This window comes from Actinomadura soli (assembly GCF_005889715.1).
Lineage (GTDB): Bacteria > Actinomycetota > Actinomycetes > Streptosporangiales > Streptosporangiaceae > Spirillospora > Spirillospora soli.
This window is the reverse complement of record NZ_VCKW01000267.1, coordinates 1-11,158: the sequence shown is the minus strand read 5'-3', so window position 1 is coordinate 11,158 and position 11,158 is coordinate 1. Positions and strand designations below refer to the sequence as shown.

Below are 11,158 nucleotides of genomic sequence, written 5' to 3'. Positions count from 1 at the left end.
AAAGATTGAGTCACCGCGCTGGGCCGCCGGGTCAGCGCCTCGTGGTAGGCGGGGCGTTCCGGCCGGTGTAGGGGGTCAGAGGTAGCGGGCGCCCGGTGAGGAACGCGGTGACGGCGGAGCGGTGAAGACCGGGCTGCTCGGCGTCGATGACGTGCCCCGCGCCCGGTACATGCACCAGCTTCGCGCCCGGGATCACGTCGCGGTACTCGCGGGCGATCTCCCATCTCTTGTACTCGCACTGGCCGCGCAGGATCAGCGTCGGCGCCGCCGCGCGTCGCAGGGCGGGGCGCGGGTCGGGGACCTTCAGGACGTCCTCGGAGATCATCTGGTTGGAGTAGAAGCCCGACCGCGACGCGGTCTCGTGGAGCGGGCGGCCGGGACGGCAGGTCGCGGCGGACCCGACCGACGACAGCAGCTCGTCGAACAGGGGATCGATCTCCTCGTCGGGCACAGGATCGCGACGAGTCCGCCGCCGCGCGTGCGGGCGAGCCATCCGCCCAGGTACGCGACGGCTCCGGCGCATTGGGCGGTGGCGGCCAGGGCGATCGCCGCGCAGGCGGGGAGGGGCGCGCCGGCCGCGGCGGCGAGGAGGAACGCGACGACCGCGGCGGGCGGGGCGAGCAGCGCCCCGGTGATGATCAGCGCGCCGCCGCCGAGCCGGCGCGGCAGGGACGCGGGGGTCTGTGTCGAAATCATGGCCGCGACGCTAGGAACGGCGGCGGGGCCCGGTCGTCCCCCGGCCGGGATCCGGTTCGTCCCCCTGGAGGGGTACGGATCGTCCTCCGGTCGGACGATTCCCCAGATCACGGACCTTTCATACGCTGACCGCCATGGACCTTCGACGGTGGGGCCCGGACCGGCTCGCCGGTCGCCGGTGGCACTGGGTCGCGCTGGACGTGTTCGTCGCCTACGTCTCGGCGACCATCACCCATCGGGGACTCCGACGTCACCGCGTCGGCGCTCCACGGGCCGGTCGCCGTGCGGGCCGCCGCGGTGGTGTGGTTCGCCGGGCACCCGCTCACCAATCTTTCGGCGGCGTCCGCGCTGGCGCTGACGATGGTCGCGCAGACCCGGTTCCGCCCGCGCACCGCGCAGCTCGCCGCCGTCCCGGTCGCAGCGGACCTCGTCGCACTCGCCACCGAGAACACCGAGGCGCTCGTGCTCGGCGCGCTCCTGCACGGCGGCGCGCTGCTCGCCGGGGACGCGGCCCGCTCGCGCTCGGAGGCGGCCGCCGCGCTGCGGGCGCACGAGGCCGCCCGCGCCGCGGCGCTCCGGCGGCGCGCGCTCGCCGACGAGCGCGCCCGGATGGCGCGCGAACTGCACGACGCCGTCGGGCACGCCGTCACGGTCATGGTCACCCACGCCGGTGCGGCCCGCCTGTCCCTCGGCGACGAGCGCGCGGACGTGCGCCGCTCGCTGGGCAGCATCGAGGACGTCGGCCGCGCCGCCCTCGGCGACCTCGACCGCGTCCTCGGGCTGCTGGACGAGTCCGAACCGCCGAACCCGCCCGACCTGGCGGCGGCGCTGCGCGGCCTGGTCGCCGGTCTCCCGCCCGGCCTGCGCGCCGACCTGGCCGTGGACGGCGGCCTGCCCCCCGCTCGGGGAACCCGCCGCCCAGACGTTGTACCGGATCGTCCAGGAGTCGCTCACCAATGTCGTCCGGCACGCCTCCGCCGGGACGGTCCGGATCCTGGTCGCCCGCGCCGGGGACGACGTGCGGGTCACCGTGACCGACGACGGCGCAGCCTCCGATCCGCCGGGCCCGTCTCAGCCGTCCGGAGCACCGCGGCGCTCGCGCCGCACGTGGTCCTCATGGACGTCCGGATGCCCGTCATGGACGGCGTCGCCGCCACCGCCGAGATCACGGCACGGCATCCGGCGTCCCGGGTCCTCGTGCTGACCACGTTCGAGCTGGACGAGTACGTCTTCGCCGCCGTCCGGGCGGGGGCCGGCGGCCTCCTGCTCAAGCGCACCCCGCCGGAGACGCTGATCGAGGGCGTCCGGACCGTCGCCTCGGGCGAGGGCCTGCTCGGCCCGTCGGTGACCCGGCGGCTGCTCGCCGAGTTCGCGCGTACCTCGCCCGCCCCGCCGGACGCCGGCGCGCGGCGCCGCCTGGACCGCCTCACCGACCGCGAGCACGAGGTCCTGCTGCTGGTGGCCCACGGACTGTCGAACGCCGAGATCTCCGCCCGCCTCCACATCGGCGAGGCGACGACCAAGACGCATGTCAAACGCATCCTGGCCAAACTCGACCTTCGCGACAGGATCCAGGCGGTCGTCTTCGCCTTCGACAACGCCCTGGTCCACCCTCGCGGCTAGCCGGCGCCGCCTGAAGGGCCGGTGCGCCCGCTCCCCGGGGCTCCGGCAGGCCCGGACGGGGACGGGCTCCCCGTCACCGCCTCGGTCTTCTGGACGCGCTCGGTGTAGGTCTGACCGGGCTGGAGCGGCTTCCCCTGGAACAGCTCCGACACCGTGACGAGCGTGAACCCGCGCTTCTTCAGGCCGTCCACTACCTTCGGGATGGCGTCGACGCTGGGCTTGTGGATGTCATGGAACAGCACGATGCCGCCGCCTTCGGGCTCCTTGACCCCGATCCTGGTGTCGCGGCTGACGCTCTTGTGCCGCCAGTCGAGCGTGTCCACGCTCCACAGGATCAGCGGCATCCCGATGGCACGTCCCACCTGCGTGTTCGTCGCCCCGTACGGCGGGCGCATCAGCGTCGGCGCGACCCCGGAGGCGTTCTTGACGGCCTGCTGCGTCCGCTGGATCTGCGACCGCACCTCGGCGGGCGGCAGCGTGGTGAGGTCCGGATGGGACCAGGTGTGGTTGGCGACCTCGTGCCCTTCCATGGCCATCCGCCGCACCAGGTCCGGGTGGGTCTGGACGTTCTCACCCAGCATGAAGAACGTCGCGCGGGCGCCGCCCGCCCTGAGGGTGTCCAGCAGCCGTCCCGTGTAGGCGCCGGGCCCGTCGTCGAACGTCAGCGAGACGCACTTGACCCGGTCGCAGTCGATCTTCCTGGGCGGTGGCGGCACCGGCGCTCGCTTCTCCTGGGCCCGTTCTCTCATCGCGGCGTTCCCGCCCGCGGTCCGGGCCCGCTTCTCCTCCGGACCGCTGCAACCGGTGCCCAAGGCGCTTCCCGCGACGAGCAGGAGCCCGGTACCGATGACGGTGATTGACCTGATCCGCACCACGCACCCCCGAACGTCTCACTTGGGCGGCTTCTACCCTCCGTCACCTATGCGACACATGCCGTCAAGGGCGGGTTCTTGAAGATCGTCCTCCGGACGGCGGGAGCGTGCCCGTCACCGCGTCACCTCGGGGCGATGTCCGATAAATTACGACAGTGAATTGGGCCGTGACGACGTACGACTCCGCCTTCGGGTACGTCTCCGCGCACGGTGCGCCCCTGGTCGACCTGCTCGATCCGCAGCCCGGCGAACGGGCCATCGACCTCGGGTGCGGCACCGGGGCGTTCAGCGCGGAGATCGCAGAGCGAGGCGCCGAGGTGCTGGGCATCGACGGCAACCCGGACATGGTCGCGCAGGCGACCGCGATGCATCCGGGGCTGTCGTTCGTGCTCGGCGACGCGCACGACTTCACCGTCGGCGAGTCGTTCGACGCGGTCGCCTCGAACGCGGCCCTGCACTGGATGACCCGCGACCCCGACGCCGTGATCGGCCGCGTCCACGCGTCGCTGCGGCCCGGCGGCCGGTTCGTCGGCGAGCTCGGCGGCGCCGGGAACTGCGCGGAGCTGATCGTCGCGATGCAGACCGCCTGGCGGGTGTTCGGCCTCGGCGAGCCGGACCTGCCCTGGTACTTCCCGAGCCCCGCCGAGTACGCGACGAAGCTGGAGGAGGCCGGGTTCACGCTGCGGCTGCTGGAGCACGCCGACCGTCCGACCCGGATGACCGAGGGCCCGAACGGCGCCGCCGACTGGGTCCGCGCGTACGCGGCCACCGCGCTGGCGGACGTCCCGCCCGAGCTGGTCGATCCGCTGCTCGACCGGGTCAACGACCTCGCCGCCCCGGCGCTGCGGCGCGAGTCGGGATGGGTCGCGGACTACGTGCGGCTCCGGTTCGCGGCCATCCGCAAGCCGGACGGCGCCGTGCCCCTGCCGACGGGGCCGATGCCGTCCGACCCGCAGCTCTGATCCCGGGCGGCGCGCCCCAGGGCCGCGCGCCCTAGGGTTGGGGGCATGCTGCGGCTGTACGACCATCGCACCGGGCGGGCCGAGCCGCTGCCCGCCGGGCCGGGCCTGCGCGTCCAGGTCCTGGGCGGCGCCGGACACCGCGTTCCGGTGGTCGCCGACCTGCTGCGCCGGGTCGCCGGACGGGCCGGACGCCACGTCCGGGTCGCGGCCACCTCGCCCTTCGCGCTGGACGACTTCAACATCGCCTCTTTCGAGCTGCTGAACGTCCCGCTGGCGGACGCCGACGTCTACGTGGCGGACGAAGCCGCCCGCCCGGACGCGCTCACCCTGGTCGTAGCCCGCGAGACGGGCGGCTGGACGCCCGCGCCCACCGACCCGCTCGCGGTGCGGCTCGCGATGCTTGAGGTCCCCTACCGGGAGCCGCTGGAGCTGTCCGAGGCCCGGCTGTCGAGGGCCGCCGAACGGCTGGACGGGTGGCGCGGCAAGATCGCGGAGTGGGCGACGTCGCCCGGACGCCCCATGAACCGCGAGTACGCGAGGGAGGCCGAGGCCGCCCTGGCGGACGATCTCGGCAGCCCCGGCGCGCTCGCCGTCCTCGACCGGCTCGCCGCCGACACCGGCGTGCCGCCGGGCGCGAAACTGGAGACGTTCATCCGCCTCGACCTGCTGCTGGGGCTGGATCTGGTCTCCGCGATCGGCACCGCCTGATCAGTCCGGCCCCGCGCTCGCGTCGCTCACGTCTCGCACGTCGATCTCGACGAGGACGCCGTCGGCCATCAGCTCGGCGATCGAACGGCGGAACACGTGCGCCGTCCCGCCGCCCGGCTGGCCGAACCACGGCACGGCCGTCCCCGTCAGCACGTCCTCCGGCCGCTGGAGCCGGTAGACGTGGTACGGGCGGTCCTGCCATTCGCGCGGCAGCGACCGGCGCGGATACGGCGTGCGCGCCGCGTACGTCACATTCCCCTCGGAGCCGCCGTAGCGGTCGACTTCCGTTCCTGTGGACAGCTCCATCACGTGCCGGTCGCGCAGGAGGGAGAGCGGGGGCTCGCCCCTGAGCGGCTCGAACGGCCCGTCCTGGACGGTGTTGCGCGGGTCGAGGAGGAGACTTCCGAGCAGATGGGCGGCGGCCTGTTCGGTGTCGTCGAACGTGACCTCCTTGCGCCGCTCACCGTCTCGCATCTGGAAAACCGTCCAGCGGTCCCCTTCTGGCAGGAGGCACCAGACGCCTTCTGCGGTGTCCTTGATGCGGTACGCGGCACGGTCGACGCGGAGTTGGTCCAGGCGGTGCTGGAGGGTGCTCACCCAGTCGGCTGCGGGTACGCCCGGCACATTCGCTCCATCCGCTCCATCCGCTCCGTCCGTCCGGACGCGCTCAGGCACCGCCCTACCCGTCACGGCCGCATTCGCAGCACTCATGGTGTCGTCGTCAACATCAGGCACCCGGAACCCATTGGCGCGTATGTGCGCGACCAGATCAGCCTCCGGCGCGACACCATGCTCGCTCAGGTAATAGGCCACTGCCCCTGACCAGACCCAGGTCCCATCGGTGTGGAAAGTCAGCGGGACGGCCGCGCCGCGTGAGGAGTCGAGCCTGTCCGGGGCATTGGAGCGGGCCGCCATGACGATCGGGCCCTGGCGCAGGTATTCGGTCACGCGCTCCACCTCGTCCGGCGGGACGGGCGGGCGCGACACGGCAGGACGGGTGCCGTCCGGCCCCGCATGGTCGAAGATCCGCGCCCGGCGGAGCCCGCCCGGCGAGGGCACCGGCATGTCGGCGACCGTCGCCGGATGGGCACGGCCGCCGAGCCGGTGCGCCATCCACCCCGGGACCTCGTCGCGAGGGAACCGCTCAAGCTCGCGCCGGACGTCGGCGGAGGACGGCTCCGAATCCCACTGCGGCTCGTCGTCATGCCTGAAGCTCGCCCTGCAGCGGACGTCGCCGTCCTCGTACACGACCTCGAAGTCGACCCGGGACCAGGTGGAGCCCTGGAACGCGTGCGTCCCGGCGCGGAGCCGGTCGAGGAGGCCCGCGGCCGCGGCGGGCGCCGTCCAGGGCGTCACGGCGCCGTCCGCGCGGTCGCAGGTCATCGCGGGGAACTCCACGTGCTCCCCCACCGCCTGGTAGTACCCGGAGATCGTCCGCCAGAGCGGCGGCGCGTGATCGGCGATCACGATCGTGAGCTGGTCCGACAGCAGCTCCATCTGCTCGACCGGATCCATCGGCTCCGGGTCCGCCACGGCCGCGGCGGCGGGTTCGCGGCCCTCCAGCCGGTCCCGCAGCCAGCCCGGCACGTTCGCCCCGTCGCGCGGCAGGACGATCTGGTCGCGCCGCCAGTACTCCGCCGGGATCGGCGGATCCCACAGCGGATCGAAGTCGTAGTTGTACAGCGGCCGCGCCGACCCCGGCTCGATGATCGCGACCATGGAGAACCAGGTGCCCTGCTCGGACACGTAGTGCGCGCGGCGCAGGTCCATCAGCAGGCCGGTCAGCTCCTGCGGGACGGTCTCCGCCGTGACCGTCTTGCCCTCGCCGGTCAGCACGGTCAGGGCGACGTCGTTGACGGCGACGGTCGCGATGCAGTGCAGGTCGATCCGCCGCCATCCGGGCGGCGCCATCCCCCGCGCGAACGCGACGACCCCGCCCTCGATCTCCGCGCTGCGGTCGTTCTGCCCCGTCACGCCGTGCGTCCCTCCGTACCGAACATTGGCACCTGTCCGGCAGATTAACCGCACTGATCATCGGATTGCGGGACGGCCCGGGCGTCCGAGACTCTCAGGGGAGGCTAAGTTCATATGTCGTGTCGACCACCGTCCCTGAGTCGCCGGCCCCCGCCGCGCCCGAACCACGGGTCCGGCGCCGGCGCCGTGTCCGCCCGCTGATGGCGGCTGCGGTCGTGATCGTCGTCCTGGCGGGCGCGGTTCTCGGCGGGATCGGCTGGTATTTCGCGGGCGTCGCCATCGAGGTCGACCACTCGGCCGACTACTCGCTCACCGTCCTGGACACGGCGAACGGCACGGTCACGCTGCCCCGGGACGAGGCGACGGAACGTCCGGGAACGTGGGCCCTCGCCTGGAAGGACGGACGCGCTCTCCTAGGCCCCGTCACCGGCGGCAATGACGAGCAGGTCATCCGCCAAGTCTCGTCCATCGTTGAGGGTGTCCTCGTCAAGGGCTCCCTAGCGACCGTCGACCACTGGGTGTACGACAGTGACCCGAAGAGGGCTCTCGGGCTCGATTTCCAGGACGTCATGTATCCGTCCCAGGCAGGGCCCATGCCCGCATGGTTGATCCCAGGTGCGTCGCCCAAGAGCACCTGGGTCATCGGCGTCCACGGACGGAACGCGGACAAGGCCGAGACGTTCCGCGTCATGCGGGCCGTTCATGCAGCGGGCCTGCCGATGATGTCCATCGCGTATCGGAACGATGTGGGCGCCCCACCGTCCAGCGACGGGAAGAACCACCTCGGCGACACGGAATGGCGCGACGTCCTCTCCGCCATGGGCTACGCACGCGCGCACGGCGCGACGGGCGTCGTCCTGTACGGCTGGTCGATGGGCGGCGCGATGTCCATGAGGACCCTCCGCGAAGACCCGACCCTCATCAGAGGCGTCATCCTCGACTCCCCTGTCCTCGACTGGGGCGCCACCCTGGACAAGCAAGGCGACGCCCGCAACCTGCCAGGCTTCGTCACCGGCGTCGCCAAGCGCGTCCTGGAGTGGCGCATAGGGATCGACCTGTCGGACTTCGACCAGCGCCGGTACGCGCCGAAGCTGCGCACACCGGTCCTGCTGTTCACCGCCGCCGACGACGCCACCGTCGACAATGGCGCCGCCTACACCTTCGCCAAGGCGGCCCCACCCGGCATGGTCACCCACATAGCCACACCGGGCGGACACACCGAGTCGTGGAACGTCGACCCCACCGCCTACGAGAACGCGCTAAGCGCCTTCCTCAAGAAGGTCGCCTGACCTCCAGCAGCGTCTTACCGACCGTGGCACGCGACTGGATGGCCCTGTGCGCGTCCGCCGCCCCGTCCAGCGGGAAACGCTGCCCGATCACCGGCCGCAGCCTCCCGGCGGCCGCCTCGGCGAGCGCGCCGCGCGTGAACTCCCGCAGCTCCTCCGGTGCCGCCGCCGGCCGGACGAGCGTCACCCCCCGCTCCGCCGCGTCCTCCTCCGGGATGCCCGCCCACTCGCCGCTCGCCAGCCCGAAGCTCACCATCCGCCCGCCCCGCCGGACCAGCGTGAACGCCTCACGCGCCACATCGCCGCCGACGCCGTCGAACACCACGTCCACCTCCCCCGCCTTCCCGGCCCAGCCGGGTTCGCCGTAGTCGACGGCCTCGTCCGCGCCCAGCCCCAGCGCCACCTCGGCCTTGCGCGCCCCACCGGCCGCCGCGACGACCGTCGCGCCTGCCGCCTTCGCCAGCTGGACCAGCAGCGTCCCGACCCCGCCGGCCGCCGCCTCCACCAGCACCCGCTCCCCCGGACGAGGCCGTGCCGCGTTCAGCATCATCGCCGCCGTCCGGCCGTCCGCCAGCAGCGCGACCGCGTCGTCGAGCGCGAGGCCGTCCGGCACCTCGAACAGGCCCGCGGCGTCCACAGCGACCAGTTCCGCGTACGCGCCCGTGCCTCCCGTGCTGGTCACCACCCGCCGTCCGACGAGCCCGCCATCGACGCCCGGCCCGGCCGCCGCGACCACACCGCCGACCCCGTTCCCCGGAATGACCGGCGGCTCCAACCGCACCGGGGCCGGCCCGGTGCCCGCCCGCATCTGCGTCTCCACGAACGTGATGTTGACGAACTCCACCGCGACGAGCACCCTCCCCTCGCCCGGCACCGGATCCGGCGCCTCTCCCGGCACCAGCACCTCCGGCCCGCCGAACTCCTTCAACCACACCGCACGCATAAGAACCCCTCCCATCACGGCATTCACCCGAAGCGTGCTACCTCAAGCCCGGTCGAGGTCAAGCCGTCCCCAACGGGGCTCTTTTCTCGCCCCACGCGTCTCTGTAAGCTTCTGCGCGTATTCCGCCCCGTTGCCGGCTGCCGCTCAGGGATGACGATGCGCGCCCGCTTGGTCAGAACCCCCTCACTGGGACTCCTTCTGACCGCCTGCCTGGTCGCCGGCTGCGGCTCCTCAGGCTCGTCCTCCAGCGGCGAACTAGCCCCCAACGGCTCCCTTAACGACGGCGGCGCCCCGGCCCCCGCCGCCGCGGCCCCGTCCGGCATCCCGGAGAAGCAACTCCTCAAAACGGTGCTCAAGCGCTACCGCGACTACCAGACCGCCTACATGAAGGCCTACGAGACCAGTAACGCCGGTGACCTGCCCGCCGTCGCCATGGACCCGCTCCTCAGCGAGGTGACGAGGGACGTGGAGGCCACCAAGGCCAAGGGCGAGATCTGGCGCTTCACCAACACGCTCAATCCCCGCGTGTACGCGCGCGCCAGGGACAGCACGAAGTTCTACGTCATCGACTGCGTCCGCACGCTCGCCGCCTACCGCTTCTCGGCGAAGACGGGCAAGCGCATCGACGGTGGCCCGGGCACCGCCTACGTGTACCGAGCGACCGTCCAGTACGACTCCGGTGCATGGAAGGTCGCCGCCACCGTCCGGGACAAGCCATGCTGACGGTCCGCAGGGAAGGACACACGATGTCTCCCCATACCACCAGCCGCCGCGCATCCTCCGCTGCGATCACCGCCGCGATCCTCGCGGTCCCGTTGCTCACCGCCGTCCCCGCACTGGCCGCTCCCTGCAAGGGCCTCACGTGCAACTGGTCGGACAAGGGCGGGGGCGGCAGCGGCGGAACCGGCGGAGGCGGCTCCGGCGGGAACTCAGGACCCGTGGAGCCTCCGCCGCCCGAGGGACTGACCGCGAACGAGGCGGCGGGTTTCGTGCCCGTCGACGGTGGCGGCGCGCCGGCGGCGGCGGCTCCCACCACCCTCGACTGGGTCGCGGCGGCCAAGAGCTCCGCCGTGCTGCCCATGCCGGTCGTGCACACCGCGCCGGACGGCAAGACCTACGTCCAGGTGCGGACCTCGCTCTGGGTCGAGGGCTTCGACGTCGTCCAGACCCGCCCGATCGGCGGGAACGGCCAGCTGATCCAGGCAACCGCGCGGCCCGAGTCCGTCACCTGGAACATGGGTGAGACCCAGAAGGTCTGCGACACCGCCGGAAGCCAGGACGGCAAGACCTGCCACTACACCTACAAGCGGTCTTCGGCCGGCCAGCCGGGCGGGAAGTACGAGATCACCGCCACCATCACCTGGAACCTCACCTGGACGTGCGAGGGCCCCGCCTGCAACCCCCAGCAGGGCGACCTCGGAACCATGACCATGACATCCCAGCCCGCGCCGCTCGTCGTCAGCGAGATCCAGACCAACACGGGCCAGTGACCCCGCGCGAGCATCGGCTGCCTGGATACGTCGAGCTCGCCGAACTGGGCACGGGCGCGCAGGGAGAGGTCGTGCTCGCGCGCCACGAGTCCGGCGGCGGCCCGGTGGCGATCAAGTACCTCGCCACCGGACTGCTCGGCGACCCGGCGGCGCGGAGCACCTTCCGGGACGAGGCCGTGATGCTGAAGCGGGTGAACGACCCGCATGTGGCACGGCTGCTCGACTACCTGGAGTCGCCGTGGGGCGCGGCGATCATCCTGGAGGCGGTGCCCGGCCGCTCGCTCCGCCGCATCCTGGACGAGCACGACGGCCCGCTGGCGCCCGAAGCCGCGCTGGCGACGCTGAAGGGCTCGCTGCTGGGGTTGGCGCGGCCCACGCGGCCGGGGTCGTCCATCGGGACTACAAGCCCGCGAACGTCCTCGTCCGGGACGACGGGCAGAGCAAGCCGTCCCCATGAAGATCACAACGACACTGCGGGAAGAGACCGCGATCTCGCCGGAGTCCGCGGGCGCCACCATCGACGGAACCCTGCCCATGATCGAGATACTGGCCAGCTGAGCGGTGCCAAGGCGGTCGGGGCGCGGTTGGCTTGCGGTGGCGGCGG

Annotated in this window: 11 protein-coding genes and 3 pseudogenes; 10 read left to right on the top strand and 4 right to left on the bottom strand. The window is 72.6% G+C overall.

The annotated features are described in order from the left end of the window. Positions 1 to 31: 31 nt before the first annotated feature. Complete coding sequence (locus tag ETD83_RS34290) at positions 32 to 451, bottom strand: alpha/beta fold hydrolase (protein WP_138649362.1); 420 nt, start codon at positions 449 to 451, stop codon at positions 32 to 34. A gap of 605 nt (positions 452 to 1,056) precedes the next feature. Here ETD83_RS34290 and ETD83_RS46190 point away from each other — a divergent pair. The 4 genes and pseudogenes from ETD83_RS46190 to ETD83_RS46175 all read left to right on the top strand — a co-directional run. Continuing rightward, positions 1,057 to 1,476, top strand: a pseudogene (locus tag ETD83_RS46190) (histidine kinase dimerization/phosphoacceptor domain-containing protein); the annotation flags it as partial. Beyond that, positions 1,367 to 1,726: pseudogene (locus tag ETD83_RS46185) on the top strand (hypothetical protein); the annotation flags it as partial. The pseudogenes ETD83_RS46190 and ETD83_RS46185, both read left to right, overlap by 110 nt. A gap of 53 nt (positions 1,727 to 1,779) precedes the next feature. Next, positions 1,780 to 1,989, top strand: a pseudogene (locus ETD83_RS46180) (response regulator); the annotation flags it as partial. 51 nt (positions 1,990 to 2,040) lie between these two features. Beyond that, on the top strand, positions 2,041 to 2,319 hold the full coding sequence (locus tag ETD83_RS46175; protein ID WP_407921539.1) for a response regulator transcription factor: 279 nt from the start codon (positions 2,041 to 2,043) through the stop codon (positions 2,317 to 2,319). Here the strand turns inward: ETD83_RS46175 and ETD83_RS34280 are convergent. After that, positions 2,316 to 3,191: a polysaccharide deacetylase family protein gene (locus tag ETD83_RS34280; RefSeq protein WP_230421372.1), complete on the bottom strand. Its 876-nt coding sequence runs from the start codon at positions 3,189 to 3,191 to the stop codon at positions 2,316 to 2,318. The genes ETD83_RS46175 and ETD83_RS34280 overlap by 4 nt on opposite strands. Positions 3,192 to 3,358: 167 nt before the next feature. Between ETD83_RS34280 and ETD83_RS34275 the strand changes: the two genes are divergently transcribed. Both ETD83_RS34275 and ETD83_RS34270 read left to right on the top strand, forming a co-directional pair. After that, complete coding sequence (locus ETD83_RS34275; protein WP_230421371.1) at positions 3,359 to 4,153, top strand: class I SAM-dependent methyltransferase; 795 nt, start codon at positions 3,359 to 3,361, stop codon at positions 4,151 to 4,153. A gap of 45 nt (positions 4,154 to 4,198) precedes the next feature. Then, on the top strand, positions 4,199 to 4,861 hold the full coding sequence (locus ETD83_RS34270; RefSeq protein WP_138649359.1) for a hypothetical protein: 663 nt from the start codon (positions 4,199 to 4,201) through the stop codon (positions 4,859 to 4,861). Here ETD83_RS34270 and ETD83_RS34265 read toward each other — a convergent pair whose 3' ends face one another. Next, entirely contained in the window at positions 4,862 to 6,835 is a 1,974-nt protein-coding gene (locus tag ETD83_RS34265) for a TNT domain-containing protein (protein WP_230421370.1), read from the bottom strand. 200 nt (positions 6,836 to 7,035) lie between these two features. On the opposite strand from ETD83_RS34265, the gene ETD83_RS34260 reads away from it, so the two are divergent. Then, positions 7,036 to 8,124 carry an alpha/beta hydrolase family protein gene (locus tag ETD83_RS34260; RefSeq protein WP_138649358.1) on the top strand — a complete coding sequence of 363 codons (1,089 nt, stop codon included), beginning with the start codon at positions 7,036 to 7,038 and terminating at the stop codon, positions 8,122 to 8,124. On the opposite strand, the gene ETD83_RS34255 is transcribed toward ETD83_RS34260, so the two are convergent. Continuing rightward, positions 8,108 to 9,064, bottom strand: coding sequence for a zinc-binding dehydrogenase (locus tag ETD83_RS34255; protein ID WP_138649357.1), 957 nt, complete (start codon positions 9,062 to 9,064; stop codon positions 8,108 to 8,110). The genes ETD83_RS34260 and ETD83_RS34255 overlap by 17 nt on opposite strands. A 156-nt stretch (positions 9,065 to 9,220) precedes the next feature. Here ETD83_RS34255 and ETD83_RS34250 point away from each other — a divergent pair, with 156 nt between their 5' ends. The 3 genes from ETD83_RS34250 to ETD83_RS34240 all read left to right on the top strand — a co-directional run. Continuing rightward, positions 9,221 to 9,787 carry a hypothetical protein gene (locus ETD83_RS34250; protein ID WP_138649356.1) on the top strand — a complete coding sequence of 189 codons (567 nt, stop codon included), beginning with the start codon at positions 9,221 to 9,223 and terminating at the stop codon, positions 9,785 to 9,787. A 23-nt stretch (positions 9,788 to 9,810) separates the two neighbouring features. After that, positions 9,811 to 10,554: a hypothetical protein gene (locus ETD83_RS34245; protein ID WP_138649355.1), complete on the top strand. Its 744-nt coding sequence runs from the start codon at positions 9,811 to 9,813 to the stop codon at positions 10,552 to 10,554. Further along, positions 10,551 to 11,158 (top strand): protein kinase domain-containing protein (locus tag ETD83_RS34240; RefSeq protein WP_205718032.1); only part of this gene is annotated, 608 nt, incomplete at its 3' end. The genes ETD83_RS34245 and ETD83_RS34240, both read left to right, overlap by 4 nt.